The organism is Oceanospirillum sediminis (assembly GCF_014164585.1).
GTDB classification, from domain to species: domain Bacteria; phylum Pseudomonadota; class Gammaproteobacteria; order Pseudomonadales; family Halomonadaceae; genus Oceanospirillum; species Oceanospirillum sediminis.
In genome coordinates, this window is record NZ_JACJFM010000021.1 from 51938 (window position 1) to 65907 (window position 13970).

The 13970-nt window shown below is 49.6% G+C and carries 14 protein-coding genes; 10 read left to right on the forward strand and 4 right to left on the reverse strand.

The annotated features are described in order from the left end of the window. Nucleotides 1-66 precede the first annotated feature (66 nt). Both fkpB and ispH read left to right on the forward strand, forming a co-directional pair. On the forward strand, nucleotides 67-531 hold the full coding sequence (gene fkpB / locus H4O21_RS15250; RefSeq protein ID WP_182809774.1) for an FKBP-type peptidyl-prolyl cis-trans isomerase: 465 nt from the start codon (nucleotides 67-69) through the stop codon (nucleotides 529-531). Between the two features lie 139 nt (nucleotides 532-670). Next, nucleotides 671-1615 (forward strand): 4-hydroxy-3-methylbut-2-enyl diphosphate reductase, encoded by a 945-nt coding sequence (gene ispH / locus H4O21_RS15255; RefSeq protein WP_182809738.1) that lies wholly within the window; start codon nucleotides 671-673, stop codon nucleotides 1613-1615. An 80-nt stretch (nucleotides 1616-1695) separates the two neighbouring features. On the opposite strand, the gene H4O21_RS15260 is transcribed toward ispH, so the two are convergent. Both H4O21_RS15260 and H4O21_RS15265 read right to left on the reverse strand, forming a co-directional pair. Beyond that, nucleotides 1696-3324, reverse strand: a complete 1629-nt coding sequence (locus H4O21_RS15260; protein ID WP_182809739.1) for a methyl-accepting chemotaxis protein — start codon at nucleotides 3322-3324, stop codon at nucleotides 1696-1698. A 227-nt stretch (nucleotides 3325-3551) separates the two neighbouring features. Continuing rightward, nucleotides 3552-3956, reverse strand: coding sequence for a type IV pilin protein (locus H4O21_RS15265; protein ID WP_182809775.1), 405 nt, complete (start codon nucleotides 3954-3956; stop codon nucleotides 3552-3554). An 85-nt stretch (nucleotides 3957-4041) separates the two neighbouring features. Here H4O21_RS15265 and H4O21_RS15270 point away from each other — a divergent pair, with 85 nt between their 5' ends. The 5 genes from H4O21_RS15270 (at nucleotide 4042) to thiO (ending at nucleotide 7826) form a co-directional block, all read left to right on the forward strand. After that, nucleotides 4042-4599: a GspH/FimT family pseudopilin gene (locus tag H4O21_RS15270; RefSeq protein WP_182809740.1), complete on the forward strand. Its 558-nt coding sequence runs from the start codon at nucleotides 4042-4044 to the stop codon at nucleotides 4597-4599. Next, nucleotides 4586-5437: a PilW family protein gene (locus tag H4O21_RS15275; protein WP_182809741.1), complete on the forward strand. Its 852-nt coding sequence runs from the start codon at nucleotides 4586-4588 to the stop codon at nucleotides 5435-5437. Before H4O21_RS15270 ends, H4O21_RS15275 begins: the two co-directional genes overlap by 14 nt. 124 nt (nucleotides 5438-5561) lie before the next feature. Continuing rightward, nucleotides 5562-6119 carry a hypothetical protein gene (locus H4O21_RS15280; protein ID WP_182809742.1) on the forward strand — a complete coding sequence of 186 codons (558 nt, stop codon included), beginning with the start codon at nucleotides 5562-5564 and terminating at the stop codon, nucleotides 6117-6119. Further along, nucleotides 6116-6586 carry a type IV pilus modification PilV family protein gene (locus H4O21_RS15285; RefSeq protein ID WP_182809743.1) on the forward strand — a complete coding sequence of 157 codons (471 nt, stop codon included), beginning with the start codon at nucleotides 6116-6118 and terminating at the stop codon, nucleotides 6584-6586. The genes H4O21_RS15280 and H4O21_RS15285 overlap by 4 nt, the downstream gene beginning before the upstream one ends. A 121-nt stretch (nucleotides 6587-6707) precedes the next feature. Continuing rightward, on the forward strand, nucleotides 6708-7826 hold the full coding sequence (gene thiO, locus H4O21_RS15290) for a glycine oxidase ThiO (protein ID WP_182809744.1): 1119 nt from the start codon (nucleotides 6708-6710) through the stop codon (nucleotides 7824-7826). Between the two features lie 118 nt (nucleotides 7827-7944). On the opposite strand, the gene H4O21_RS15295 is transcribed toward thiO, so the two are convergent. Together H4O21_RS15295 and H4O21_RS15300 are read right to left on the reverse strand one after the other, a co-directional pair. Continuing rightward, nucleotides 7945-8220 (reverse strand): PP0621 family protein, encoded by a 276-nt coding sequence (locus tag H4O21_RS15295; protein ID WP_182809745.1) that lies wholly within the window; start codon nucleotides 8218-8220, stop codon nucleotides 7945-7947. 69 nt (nucleotides 8221-8289) lie between these two features. Next, the gene (locus tag H4O21_RS15300; RefSeq protein WP_182809746.1) at nucleotides 8290-9144 is read right to left on the reverse strand and encodes an outer membrane protein assembly factor BamD; all 855 of its coding nucleotides are present in this window, start codon (nucleotides 9142-9144) and stop codon (nucleotides 8290-8292) included. A gap of 220 nt (nucleotides 9145-9364) precedes the next feature. Between H4O21_RS15300 and rluD the strand changes: the two genes are divergently transcribed. The 3 genes from rluD to clpB all read left to right on the forward strand — a co-directional run bounded on the left by rluD (nucleotide 9365) and on the right by clpB (nucleotide 13910). Next, nucleotides 9365-10318, forward strand: coding sequence for a 23S rRNA pseudouridine(1911/1915/1917) synthase RluD (gene rluD / locus H4O21_RS15305; RefSeq protein WP_182809747.1), 954 nt, complete (start codon nucleotides 9365-9367; stop codon nucleotides 10316-10318). Continuing rightward, nucleotides 10311-11054 carry a peptidoglycan editing factor PgeF gene (gene pgeF / locus H4O21_RS15310; RefSeq protein WP_182809748.1) on the forward strand — a complete coding sequence of 248 codons (744 nt, stop codon included), beginning with the start codon at nucleotides 10311-10313 and terminating at the stop codon, nucleotides 11052-11054. Before rluD ends, pgeF begins: the two co-directional genes overlap by 8 nt. A 282-nt stretch (nucleotides 11055-11336) precedes the next feature. After that, nucleotides 11337-13910 (forward strand): ATP-dependent chaperone ClpB, encoded by a 2574-nt coding sequence (clpB, locus tag H4O21_RS15315; protein WP_182809749.1) that lies wholly within the window; start codon nucleotides 11337-11339, stop codon nucleotides 13908-13910. Nucleotides 13911-13970: the final 60 nt, after the last annotated feature.

Sequence of the window (13970 nt, forward strand, 5' to 3'; positions counted from 1 at the left end):
GATTAATCACCTGTCAGGCTGGGCCTGATGGATAAAGCCATAATTGTGGAAGGTAGAGTAAGTAAGATGAGTGAACAACAGATTGGTCCGGGAGCTCAGGTCACTTTGCATTTTTCCCTGAAACTGGAAGAAGGCGCTGTCGTTGACAGTACATTTGATAAAGCACCAGCCAGTTTTGTGGTAGGTGATGAGAACCTGCCGGACAACTTTGAGAAGCTGCTGCATGGTTTGCAAGCGGGCAGTAAGAAAAGCTTTACTGTTGCTCCTGAACAGGCATTTGGTCAGCACAATCCCAGTAATGTACAGGTTCTTCCACGTGCTCAGTTTGCTGAGATGGATCTGGAGAAAGGCCTGATGATCAGCTTTGCTGATAAAGCTAACGGTGAACTGCCAGGCGTCATTGCTGACTTTGACGAAAAAAATGTTCATGTTGATTTTAACCACCCTCTGGCTGGCCACACGTTGATTTTTGATGTGGAGGTGCTGGAAGTTCGGGCAGCGGAAGATACGGCTGCTGATGCAGCGGAATGATATGAATCGCTGTGATGAAGCTTCTGATCAATGAGAAACAGAAGCGTGATTAACAGCGCCTATTTCAGCTTGGCGCTGACAGGATGATCAACTGGTGCCAGGGCTGGCTTTCTGTCTGAGTAATACAGGTATACCCATCATGCAGATACTGCTTGCGAATCCCAGAGGCTTTTGTGCCGGGGTGGATCGTGCGATTGAAATTGTGAACCGTGCGCTGGAGATGTTTGAACCTCCGATCTATGTGCGCCATGAAGTGGTGCATAATAAATTTGTGGTCAATGATCTGAAAAACCGCGGTGCAGTATTTGTCGATGAGCTGGACGAAGTGCCGGACGATACGATCGTGATTTTCAGCGCTCATGGGGTATCAAAAGCCGTTAAGGATGAGGCTGATCGTCGTGGCCTGAAAGTGTTTGATGCCACCTGCCCCTTGGTGACTAAGGTGCATCTGGAAGTACTGCGATACAGTAAAAAAGGCCAGGAGTGTGTGCTGATCGGTCATGCGGGGCATCCGGAAGTAGAAGGCACCATGGGACGTTATAATTTCTCTGCCGGGGGTAATATTTATCTGGTAGAAGATGAGGCAGATGTACTGGCGCTGGAAGTCAACGATCCGACGAAACTGGCTTATGTGACTCAGACAACCCTGTCGATGGATGATACTGCCCGGGTGATCGATGCGCTGAGAACGAAGTTTCCGCAGATTGAAGGCCCGAAGAAAGATGATATCTGTTATGCCACTCAGAATCGTCAGGATGCTGTGAAACAACTGGCTTCTGAAGTGGATCTGATGCTGGTGGTCGGATCACCTAACAGCTCAAACTCAAACCGTCTGCGTGAGCTGTCAGAGAGAATCGGTACCCAGGCTTATCTGATTGATAACGCCAGTGAGATTGAAACTCAATGGCTGGAGTCCGTAAGTAAGATAGGTATTACCGCCGGTGCTTCTGCACCAGCGGTGCTGGTTGAACAGGTAATTGAACGTCTGAAAGAGCTGGGTGCTGATGCGCCTCAGGAGCTGGCCGGACGTGAAGAAAACATTGTCTTTTCTATTCCAACGGAACTCAGACTAAAAGAAGTCTGATAACGGAAAAGAGAAGGATTGTGGATGATTTAAGTTATCTACAATCCCCTGCCACCTGCCATCCAAAAGCATTAAAAAAATCAGAGCTTAAAACGAGCGGCCAGCTGGCTCAGATGATCACTTTCATCTTTTAATGCCTGGCAGGCCTGCTCGGTTGCCTGGGCTCCATGAGCAATACTATCCGATGCTTCATGAATAGCACTGACGCTGGTGCCCAGATTGCGGGCCACCTGAGTCTGTTCCTCCGTGGCAGCGGCAATCTGGCTGCTCATACCCGCGATGGTCTCGGAGGCCGCCAGAATATTGCCAAAGGAAGCCCCGGCCTGACGGACCTGATCCAGCCCCATCTGCATCTGCTCCTGACTGGTCGTCATCATTTCAGCAGCCTGTCCTGCATGGCTTTGCAATGAGGTAATAATCTCAGCGATTTCACCTAATGAGGTCTGGGTTTTCTGCGCCAGCTGGCGTACTTCATCCGCTACGACAGCAAAGCCCCGGCCTGCTTCTCCGGCTCGTGCCGCTTCAATAGCTGCATTCAATGCCAGCAGATTGGTTTGTTCTGTAATGCTTCCGATCACTTCAGATATCACGCTAATGCTATGACTGTCTTCCTGAAGTTTCAGTACGACTTCTGCGGTTCGGGTCAGTGCTGTGGACAGAGCCTCGCTCTGCTGAACCGAGCGCTGAATATTGCTCTGGCTGTCATGGGCTTCACTCTGGGCCTGGCTGGATTGTTCTGAGGCACTCATAGTTCTGTCAGTGACTTCAGTAAAACCTGCTTGCATCTGTTCTGTTGCCGCAGCAATCTGAGCGATCTCGTTACGCTGAGTGGCCAGGTTCAAAGAGGTTTCGTTGACACGCTGTTGCAGTTGATGGCTGGTGGTTTCCAGTGTGGCTACACTATCATTAATTTCTCTGGCCAGGGTGGTGAGCCCTTCCTGCATACGGCTGAAAGACTGCGCAGCAGAGCCTAATTCATCCGGAGCGAAATCAGCCATATTCAGTTTCTGATGCAGATTGCCCTGTTCCACTGCCTGCATCTGGGAAATGAGCTGGTCAAGAGGGCGGTTCACCTTGCGCGAAATAGCAATGGCCATAACCAGAATTACAATAGCAACCAGTACTCCGGCAACGGCAGTCTGATTAATCAGACCTTTAATATTTTCTGCTTCCGCCAGTTTGATATCAATCGCTTCTTTTTCCAGATCCTGCTGCAGTCGGCTCAGCAGATCAACGATAGCGTTAAATGGAGCCAGCATAGCTCCAAGCATTTCGCGACGAGCGGCATCAATCTTGTCGCTATCAATCAGGCGGATATAATTTTCCTGCATACTCCGGTAGTCATCAATTCTGCGGCGGTATTCCTGTAAATCATTATTGATCTTAGGGGTATCGGCCAGAGACTTCATGTGATCCATAGCGGCTGCGACCTTCTCGTCATTAAAGCGGATGGTTTGCAGAATTTTCTGGTGTTCGGCTTTATCACTGGTTAAGCCATAATCCAGAGCAAAACGCCGGTAGGTGACGGTGTAATAGCGCAAATCAGACACTGTTGTCAGCAGGCTGACATTCCGATCGACTACCATGACAAACTGCTGCTGAACATTATTAATGGCCAGTAGCAGATATAATCCCAGCAGGAGCGTTGCTGCAATGGCTGCTCCGAAAGATACCTGTAAAGCACGGGTGATGGATAAGCGGTTAAACATAATGAGCTCCCAGTATTCAGATTAGCATTCAGGCAGCAGGAGGCTAATAGCCTGAAGAATTAAACTTCTCTATGCTGAAAGATAGTGACTGATATAGATTCTGGGGGAACTTGATAAAAGTTTTAAACTATTTATTTCTATTGTTTTGATCGCTATAAGCTATTAAAAAGAAATAGCAGTAGCAAAAGTGTCTTGCTGAACAGGTAATATGAGCAATTAAATAATGGTTACCAGGGGGCTGGCCAGCATCCGGCAGGTTGTCTGATTACTTCTCCTGCCTGTTGGCTGAAAGTCAGTTGAGTACAGCCTGTGTCCTGACTCTGGGCTTCGGTACTGATCGCATCTGCCCGGATAGTAAAAGCACTGACTGAGGCATTGGTATCCAGCTTTAACTGGTAAAAACCCTGTTCAGAAACATTCTTTATTGCCAGGTCTTTCAGTTCACTGGTGTATCCGACATTCTGGTTTCGCCATTTTTCCTGTGCCAGACGGATTGCCAGAATCGCACTCCAGGCATCACTTCTCCGGCTGGTGTACAGGTGTTGTTGATAAGAAGGCCAGGCCATTGCCGCCAGTATGCTTGCCAGTGCAACCACCAATAATAACTCCAGCAGGGTAAATCCCTTATCCATATTTGCACTCCATTGGCTACATGTGATTTAGTTAATACAATATTATCAAAATTTATTTGTGATAATCAGGGATGGATTATCCGTTATGTCATACCTCACTTACACTAAACATCAGAGAGGGTTTACTCTGATAGAGTTATTACTGGCCGCAGGCATTATGGCCGGGATATCTGCAATGGCGGTCCCGGCGATCAGCCACTGGCTGGATCAGTACGGGCTGCGTACAGCTATCCTGGATGTGCGTCAGTTTCTGATTCAGGCTCGATCAGAAGCTATCCTCAGAGGACAGAAAATCCGGCTATCGTCACAGCAATCGTCAGATCTTATGAGCTGGTGTCTGGGCTACCGGGTTGAGCTAAGTTGTGATTGCTGGCAAACCGATGTGAATCATGATGATGCCTGCATGATGCAGGTAGAAAACAGTAAACACCTGTTTCGAATTCTGAGCGACAGCTATCCGGGAATACAGTTATCTAAGCATTTTAATCCTGAATTTAATCCTCTGCATGGTGGGGTTCGTTCTCCGGGGCGCTTTACTCTGGTAAAAGAGAGCTATAGTGCTCAGATTCGTATCGCCCTTTTAGGGCGAGTCAGTCTGTGTGATGAGGGCCGGTATATGGGAGAATGGGATGCCTGTCCGTAAACTGGCTGCTGGGCATGGTTCAGATGCTGCGAAGCTATGGTCATTATCCTTGTCTGCTGAATTTCGGGGTAAACGCTGTCAGGGCTTTTCTCTGCTGGAGCTGTTGATGGTTATTATGATTACCGGAACCATCTCCGCAGCCATGTTATCTGTCTATCTCGCTTCAGGTCGGGAGCTTCTTTCCAGTCAGCGGCAGGCTCAGTTAAATCACAATATAAGAGCCAGTCTGTACCGCATGACCTCCGAATTAAAACGAGCAGGTGGTTTTGTCCCTGCAGCCTTTTCTGGTCGGTCCGGGTTTATGTATTCATATCAGCATAATCCCTTCATGTCGGACAGCAGTACGCTCCGATTAGCGGGTAATCAGGATGGATATTTCTATGACTGTGTGATCTTCAGTTATGACAGCAATAAAGATGGTCTGGTCGGTATCAGTTCTAATCATGCAGCCCCTGTAGGAACGGGAGAGAATACGGTAAATATGGAGCAGTCAGGGTTTCGTTTGCATGATGGTGCGCTGGAGGTGCGGACTTCCCGTAATACCATTGTTAACAGTGAATTCAGTTGTGAAGATTCTGGAGGACGCTGGAGTGATCTGACAGAAGCGGATATTACTGTTACCCGTCTGGCGCTGGCCTGGCTGGATGATGATGGCAATATAGTGTCTCAGCCGGTTCGTCAGGATATTCTGACCGGACAAGCCTGTCAGTCCGGGCAATGGTGTCTGGAAACACGTCATCTGTCGATCCGTTTATCAGCACTGGCTCCCGGTACAGAGGTGGTTACTGTCAGCGGACAGGTTCGGGTTCGCAATGACAGGATATTTATGTACCCATAACCTGATGTGGGAGATCGGGTCCTGGGATATGCCTGTGATTGTTCGCAATTGATATCCGGGGCATATTAAGCAGGAGATGTGAGGGAAGGCATCAGAATCAGGAGTCTTGTAACAAGGAACGTCTATGTGGATAACTTTATACAGACAGTCAGATTGTACAGAATCAAAGCCACCGCTCTGGATAGGGCAGGATGGAGCGATTACTCTGTTGATGACATTGGTCCTGCTGGTTCTGGTCACCGGTATGACCTTTGCTCTGGCCCGATTACATCTGACGGAGCAAGAACAGAACCGGAGCCTGCGTCTGACTCAGGAGTTGGTATATGCTTCTGATGCTGCGCTGGAATATGCCATTGGCTGGCTGAATACTTCGACGGTTATCCCCTGGATGCAAGCGGATGAAAATGGTAATGCAGAGCCTGGGGATGATATGAATCTCCCTGTTCAGCCCTGGACATTATCTGCTGTGAGCTTTTCACTGTCAGCCCGATTAACCCGGCGCTGCCTGCTTCCTTCTGAAACGACACCTGATCAGCTCTGTGAGCAATGGCTGATCGATATAACAGCAACAGCTATATCTGCTGCAGACACATCCCTTACACGAACTCAGTTCATCCGTGTACTGGAAGATCAGAACCGTCATGATTTTATCCGGGTGCCCGGTAGCTGGAGGGACTGGTGATTCGACGCTTATTCTGTTCAGGTAGCAGGGCAGTCTCAGAAACCGGTTTTACTCTGATAGAAGCTCTGGTGATTATGGCTGTTTCATCTGTTGGTCTGCTGGCTCTGCTCCGATTCCAGGGAGACATTAATCGAATGGAGATGATCACAGCGGTGCAGGTTGAAGCTCATGGCCTGTTGCAACAACAGCTGGAACAGACCCGTATCCGCTATGGCACTGTGTCATCCGGAACAAAGGATGATATTAATGCCAGTAACACGGTCTTTTCTCTTCAGTGGCAACGCCATGATGCGTTTGCAGGTATATACGGGCTTAATCAGTATAGCGCCACGATTAAATGGTCGGATCGGCTGCAGAAAGAATCTGTCATGACTCAGAAAGCACTGATCTATGCCGATCGCGCTTTATTGCCTGCAGAGCGATATTGTGCTGCAGCTCTGGTAACGGAAGGCAGCTGCTCTCTGTGAAGGACTGTATCGGGTTAGAACAACCCATTAAGCTTACAAAAATCAATTTATTATCTGTGCTGAATGGTATGGTAGTCAGTCTGAACGTTTCTGGGAAAACCATCGGAGCAAAGGGGTTGTAGTGAACGATTTTCTGATTGTGGGCGGTGGCGTGATCGGTATGATGATGGCGCGCACTCTGTCGGACAGTGGTGCAGACGTTACCATTGTGGATAAAAGAGAACTGGGGCAGGAGTCTACCTGGGCAGGGGGCGGTATTGTTTCGCCATTATACCCCTGGCGGTACCGTCCGGAGATTACTGCGCTGGCTGAATGGTCTCAGGGCTATTATCCTGAACTGGCAGAAGAGCTGTTGCAGGAAACCGGCATTGATCCTGAGTTTCGTGCAGGTGGTATGCTGATGCTCAGGGTGCATGATGAGGATGATGCTCTGGCCTGGGCGGAAAAATATAACCAGCCCCTGACACGGGTGGATGCTGATTTTATTTATAAAACAGAACCCGGTGTAGCTCCGGGTAAAGAGCAGGCGATCTGGATGCCTGAAATAGGCAGTATTCGTAACCCTCGCCTGGGGCAATCGCTGAAACGCAGTCTGGAGCTGAGAAGCAATATCCGCATTATTGAAAATGTGGAGATAAAAGGCATAAGAGAGATGGATGGTTATGCTATCGGTGTGGAAACCGCAAACTCGGTGCTCAGTGCCGGGCGAGTTATTGTGACTTCCGGGGCCTGGAGTGCCGGGGTACTGAAAGATGTTTTGCCGGATATTCCGATTCAGCCGGTCAGAGGCCAGATGCTGGTGTATAAAGCAGAGCCGGGATTAGTGGATAGGGTGGTGATGCTGGATGGTCGTTACGTGATTCCCCGTAATGATGGTCATATTCTGGTGGGTTCCACGCTGGAGTACAGCAGTTTTGATAAGCAGACCACAGATGAAGCCCGTGAATCCCTGATGGCATCAGCCAGGGATATTTTGCCTGCACTGGCTGATCTGGAGCCGGAATATCACTGGTGTGGTCTGAGACCGGGGTCGCCGGACGGTATTCCCTTTATCGGCGAAATTCCCACTATGAAAAAGCTGTATATCAATGCCGGTCATTTCCGTAACGGTCTGGTGTTGGCGCCAGCGGCGACGCAGTTATTATGTAATCAGTTACTGGGGCAGGAACCGGTGATTGATCCTGGCCCCTATCGTCCTGAGCATCGTATGTCGGAAGCAGAAGCTGGACAGATGATCTGAGTGCTCTGACTGACAGGATCGGTATGACAGGGTTTCAGACCCGCAAAAAAACAGCCATCCGTACCGGTTACGGATGGCTGTTTTAGTCTTGATGACCTGAATCAGTCAGCTGTCAGAGTTACCATTCAGGCTTATCTGGCCCCTGATCCAGAAAGTGACTTCTGTGTTCATGGCAGCAGAACCAGAGCTTCTCATGCCGGACAGCATCTTTTTCCGGTAAATGAATGTTGCAGAAACGGCATTGAACCATTTGCTGGGGCTTTTTTTTCAGAGAGTTTTCCTTCTCGTGCCGCTCTTCGAATTCCAGCTTCTTTTGCTTATAGGTACGTAGCAGACGGATACCTGCCCAGACCAGTGCCAGAAAAATAATCAGACGGAAAATGATAAAGCCCATAATAGCTGCCTCTGTAACGATATCCTTAGTGCTTCTGACCACAGAAACGGAGGAATGCTCAGCCTGTTATCAGCTGAACAGATCCGGTAATACCGCCTGTAGTGGCGATTTGGATTTTTCTCCGACCGGTTTAATCAGTCTTAGTTCACCATCATCTGTCAGTTGCTTATGATCCGGATACTGTTCTTTCAACAGCTCCAGGGTCTGACGAGCCTGGTCTTCCATACCCAGATGCAGATACGCTTCGCTGAGTGAAGCCAGAGCATCTGCTGTTACCGGAGAGGTAGGGAAATTCTCCAGTGCATAACGGCTACGGTTCACTGCAGCCAGATACCCGCCTTTGCGGATATAGAACTGGGCAACAAAAATTTCGTGACGAGCCAGAACATTACGGATAAACAGCATACGCTGACGGGCATCGCTGGCATAGCGACTTTCCGGGAAGCGGCGCAGAAAGATATTAAAATCAGAGAAGGCGTCCCGGGTAGCTCCCAGATCCCTTTCAGAAATATCCACCAGCTCCGCAGCTTCCAGCATATAACGACCGGCCATATACGCTGACAATCCCTTCATGTAGTAGGCGTAGTCAATCTGAGGGTGTTTAGGGTGAAGGCGGATAAAACGTTCAGCGGTTGCTCTGGCAACCTCATAGTCCTGGCTCTGAAAGTAAGCATATACCTGTTCCAGCAGAGCCTGCTCTGAGAAACGACCCAGTGGATATTTGGTTTCCAGAGTTTGCAATAACTCAATACTGCGAGAGTTGTTGCCACTTTTCAGGGTGTCCTGGGCTTCCAGATACAGGGTTTGTTCGGCTTTTGCCAGGTCCCTGGCAGTGTTGTCGCTGGCGCAGCCCGCAAGCAGAATACTACCGGCCAGACAGGCGAGCCCCAGATTCCGTCGGGTTAGCTGATACTGTGATTTCATAAAAATCTTTTGAGTCAGAGAATGGACTAAGTTACGCATAATCACCAAAAATGCTGTATTCAGTGTTAGAATGACCGGACCAACGACTATAGCACAGGCTTACGATAAATACGTGGCTATTGTGCGTTATCCTCTGACTCTGCGGGCAAAAATGAGTTCGTTCTGTTCAGAGGTTTAATCGATCAGATAACTGACTATTCATATCCGGACATTTCCTTCCATGGCTGAATCAATTTCCCTGCAAGCGACCGTGCCTTTTGAGCTGGGTGGCTCCCGTTTTGACCAGATCGCAGCTGAGCTGTTTCCCGATTACTCCCGCTCCCGTCTGCAAAGCTGGATCAAGGATGGCGTACTGACGGTTGATGGCAAGATCCGTAAGCCCAAGGAAAAACTGTTCGGAGGAGAAGTACTGGCAGCGCAGACCACCGTTGAGAATAGTGATGAATGGGTGGCACAGGATATTGCGCTGGACATCGTCTACGAGGATGAAGACATCCTGGTGATTAACAAACCCGCGGGTTTGGTGGTGCATCCGGCTGCCGGTCATCAGACAGGAACACTGCTGAACGCTTTATTGCATCACTGCCCGGATATGGCACACTTACCCCGTGCTGGTATTGTGCATCGTCTGGATAAAGACACAACTGGTCTGATGGTTGTGGCTAAGACCCTGATGGCTCAGGCCTCTCTGGTAGAGCAGTTACAGGATCGCTCTATGGGGCGTGAATATGAAGCGGTGTCTATTGGAGTGATGACTGGTGGAGGCAAGGTGGATGCACCGATTGGCCGCCATCATAAGGATCGTAAACGCATGGCAGTAACAGACAGCGGTAAACCTGCGGTCACACACTATCGGGTGCTGAATCGTTTCCGGGGGCATACTCATATTCGCTGTAAGCTGGAGACTGGCCGTACTCACCAGATTCGCGTACACATGTCACATATCAGCTATCCTCTGATAGGTGACCCCGTCTATAGTGGTCGTATGAAACTACCGGCAGGCTGCACACCTGAACTGAAAGACGCGCTGAGAGCATTTGATCGTCAGGCGTTGCATGCTAAACGACTGGAGTTGTGGCATCCGGCAACCGGTGACCTGATGGAGTGGGAAATTGATTTGCCGGATGATATGCAGGGCCTGTTAGAACAGCTAGAGACTGATCGGGATGCGTAACGCTTTTGCTTTTATCTCTCCCCACTGGCCTGCGCCCAGAAATGTTAAGGCTCTGGTGACTTCCCGTGAACGAGGAGGTAACCAGAATCCTTACAGCTTTTTCAATATGGCTGCTCACGTCGGGGATAATCTGCATGCGGTGGAGAGAGCCAGAGAGGATCTGCAGCATTTTGTGGGCAAACAGCATCCATTACTCTGGCTGAATCAGACCCATAGCACGATTGTAGCGGATCAGTATCGGCCTGAAATGGAAGCGGACGCATCCGTTGCTTTTGGCCCTGAATATGCCTGTGTGGTGATGACGGCAGATTGTCTGCCGGTGCTTTTCTGTACAGAGGAAGGTGACCGGGTGGCTGCTGCCCATGCAGGCTGGAGAGGGCTGGCTGATGGTGTGCTGGAGTCCACTCTGGCCAGTCTGGATACTGATCCGACAAAAGTCATGGTCTGGCTGGGACCGGCTATCAGCAGTAAGCATTTCGAAGTCGGGGCGGAAGTTCGGGAACAGTTTTTGGCAAAAGATGCCCATGCTTTCCAGTGTTTTGAACCCAGCCCGTTTCGTTTGCAGCATTATATGGCTGATCTGTATCAGCTGGCCCGGCTAAGGCTGAATGCCTGTGGGGTTGAGCAGATTTATGGTGGCGGTTTCTGCACTTATGCTGAGCGTAGTCGATTTTATTCCTATCGCCGCGATGGCATTACCGGACGTATGGCCAGTATTATCTGGCTGACTCAGTAAGTCCTGATCTCATTGGATAATATGGCCGTCTTTCACGGAAAGCTTTTGTTCAGGTACTGACTTTCTGTTGTATTCTGTTTGTAATGCTATTGAACTTCTGTCGTAATCAATAGAAAAACTTATTATAAATATCATGAGGTTAGTAAACCGTATCAGGTTACCCTCTTGAACTTGTCTGATCTGTCCCTATCTATTCCGGTAAGAAAGAAACCGATTACCTGTTTGCCTGTCCAGGAGCGATTGTCTCGCCGGATCTCGCACAGGTTACAAGAGGATAAGTTTATGCGTGTTGATCGTTTGACTGGCAAGCTGCAACAGGCTCTGGCTGATGCTCAATCAATGGCAGTAGGCCGCGATCATAATATGATGCACCCGGTTCATCTGGTGCTATCGATGATAGAACAGCGAGATGGTGCTGTTCGCCCACTGATTATTCAGGCCGGAGGGGATTTCACTCGTTTACGCAATGAGCTGCGTGAACAACTGGAGTCTTTGCCGGTTGTGACCAACAACGATGGCCAGATTATGATGTCGCCTGAGTTGGGGCGTATTCTCAATCTGGCGGATAAAGAATCTCAGCAGCGTAAAGACCAGTATATCTCCAGTGAACTGATACTACTGGCAGCGGCTGCGGACCAGAGTGATACCGGAAAAATTCTGCGTAACTGTGGTCTGACAAAAGACACACTAAGTGCTGCTATTGATCAGGTCCGGGGAGGACAGAGTGTGGATGACCCGAATGCAGAAGAGCTTCGCCAGTCTCTGGATCGTTTCACGGTTGATCTGACCCAGAGAGCGCTGGATGGCAAACTGGATCCTGTGATTGGCCGTGACGACGAGATTCGCCGTACTATTCAGGTGCTGCAGCGCCGTACCAAAAATAACCCGGTGCTGATTGGTGAGCCTGGTGTAGGTAAAACAGCCATTGTGGAAGGCCTGGCCCAGCGTATTATCAATGGTGAAGTGCCGGAAGGTCTGAAAAATAAACAGGTCCTATCGCTGGATATGGGGGCTCTGATTGCCGGAGCGAAGTACCGGGGTGAATTTGAAGAGCGTTTGAAAGCGGTACTGAATGAACTGGCTAAGCAGGAAGGCCAGATCATCCTGTTCATCGATGAGCTGCATACCATGGTGGGTGCCGGTAAAGGTGATGGTGCGATGGATGCCGGTAATATGCTGAAACCGGCCCTGGCGCGGGGCGAACTGCATTGTGTCGGTGCAACGACACTGGATGAATACCGTCAGTACATCGAAAAAGATGCGGCTCTGGAGCGCCGTTTCCAGAAGGTTCAGGTCGATGAACCTAATGAAGAAGATACCATTGCGATTCTGCGTGGCCTGAAAGAGCGTTATGAGCTGCACCACGGGGTGGATATTACCGATAGTGCCCTGATTGCTGCTGCAAAGCTGTCTCAGCGCTATATCACGGATCGTCAGCTGCCGGATAAAGCCATTGATCTGATTGATGAAGCGGCTTCCAGAATTCGTATGGAGATGGATTCTAAACCGGAAGAGATGGATAAACTGGATCGCCGTCTGATTCAGCTGAAAATTGAACGGGAAGCCCTGAAAAAAGAAAGCGATGATGCTTCCCGTAAACGTCTGCTGCAGCTGGAAAGTATGATTAGCCAGCTGGAACGGGAATATGCTGATCTGGATGAAATCTGGAAAAGTGAAAAGTCCGCCGTTCAGGGTACACAGCAATTAAAGAGTGAACTGGAACAGGCTCGCCTGGATCTGGATGCGGCACGTCGTGAGGGTGATCTGGCTAAGATGTCGGAGATTCAGTACGGCATTATTCCTGATCTGGAGCGCAGCATGGAAATGGCGGCACTGGAAGAACAGAAAGAAAGCCAGCTGCTGCGTAACCGGGTTTCGGATGAAGAAATTGCAGAAGTGGTCTCTAAGTGGACCGGGATTCCTGTGAGCAAGATGCTGGAATCTGAGCGGGAAAAACTGCTTAAGATGGAAGAAGGTTTGCATCAGAGAGTGATTGGTCAGGAAGAAGCGGTGTCTGCAGTGTCTAATGCTGTGCGCCGTTCTCGTGCCGGACTGGCTGATCCGAACCGGCCAAATGGTTCTTTCCTCTTCCTTGGTCCGACCGGGGTCGGCAAAACTGAATTGTGTAAGGCACTGGCGAAGTTTCTGTTTGATACTGAAGAGGCTATGGTGCGCATTGATATGTCTGAGTTTATGGAGAAGCACTCTGTAGCTCGTCTGATTGGTGCCCCCCCTGGGTATGTCGGTTATGAGGAAGGTGGCTATCTGACCGAAACAGTACGTCGTCGCCCTTATTCTGTCGTACTGCTGGACGAAGTCGAGAAAGCGCATCCGGATGTGTTTAACATCCTGTTGCAGGTGCTGGAAGATGGCCGCCTGACCGATGGTCAGGGACGTACTGTCGATTTCAGAAATACCGTGATTGTGATGACGTCTAATCTGGGATCGGATGTGATTCAGTCTCATGGCGGTAAAGATGAAGAATATGACCTGATGAAAGCTCAGGTGATGGATGTGGTTGCCAGTCATTTCCGTCCGGAGCTGGTCAATCGTATTGATGAAGTGGTGGTCTTCCATAGTCTGGGGCGTGATGCAGTAAAAGGTATCGCCCGCATTCAGCTGGAGCGCCTGCAACAGCGTCTGGCCGAACGTGAGCTTAACCTGAGTATTGCGGATGATGCACTGGAACAGCTGGTTGAGGTTGGCTTTGATCCGGTTTATGGTGCCCGCCCGCTTAAAAGGGCAATGCAGCGCTGGATTGAGAACCCGCTGGCTCAGGAAATTCTGGCCGGTAAGTTTAATCCCGGATATACCATTCAGGTGATGCTGGAAGATGGCGAGCTGATTTTCGCCTGATCATAAAAAAACGGCACCCTTATGAGGTGCCGTTTTTTTTGTGCCGGAGCATCAGCCGTT

What these genes read in the sequence shown, in the direction of transcription:
- clpB (WP_182809749.1), top strand. Translation starts at nt 11,337, where the DNA reads ATGCGTGTTGATCGTTTGACTGGCAAGCTGCAACAGGCTCTGGCTGAT.
- rluD (WP_182809747.1), top strand. Translation starts at nt 9,365, where the DNA reads ATGGCTGAATCAATTTCCCTGCAAGCGACCGTGCCTTTTGAGCTGGGT.
- H4O21_RS15275 (WP_182809741.1), top strand. Translation starts at nt 4,586, where the DNA reads ATGCCTGTCCGTAAACTGGCTGCTGGGCATGGTTCAGATGCTGCGAAG.
- H4O21_RS15265 (WP_182809775.1), bottom strand. Translation starts at nt 3,956, where the DNA reads ATGGATAAGGGATTTACCCTGCTGGAGTTATTATTGGTGGTTGCACTG.
- H4O21_RS15295 (WP_182809745.1), bottom strand. Translation starts at nt 8,220, where the DNA reads ATGGGCTTTATCATTTTCCGTCTGATTATTTTTCTGGCACTGGTCTGG.
- fkpB (WP_182809774.1), top strand. Translation starts at nt 67, where the DNA reads ATGAGTGAACAACAGATTGGTCCGGGAGCTCAGGTCACTTTGCATTTT.
- pgeF (WP_182809748.1), top strand. Translation starts at nt 10,311, where the DNA reads ATGCGTAACGCTTTTGCTTTTATCTCTCCCCACTGGCCTGCGCCCAGA.
- H4O21_RS15300 (WP_182809746.1), bottom strand. Translation starts at nt 9,144, where the DNA reads ATGAAATCACAGTATCAGCTAACCCGACGGAATCTGGGGCTCGCCTGT.
- H4O21_RS15280 (WP_182809742.1), top strand. Translation starts at nt 5,562, where the DNA reads ATGTGGATAACTTTATACAGACAGTCAGATTGTACAGAATCAAAGCCA.
- ispH (WP_182809738.1), top strand. Translation starts at nt 671, where the DNA reads ATGCAGATACTGCTTGCGAATCCCAGAGGCTTTTGTGCCGGGGTGGAT.
- H4O21_RS15260 (WP_182809739.1), bottom strand. Translation starts at nt 3,324, where the DNA reads ATGTTTAACCGCTTATCCATCACCCGTGCTTTACAGGTATCTTTCGGA.
- H4O21_RS15270 (WP_182809740.1), top strand. Translation starts at nt 4,042, where the DNA reads ATGTCATACCTCACTTACACTAAACATCAGAGAGGGTTTACTCTGATA.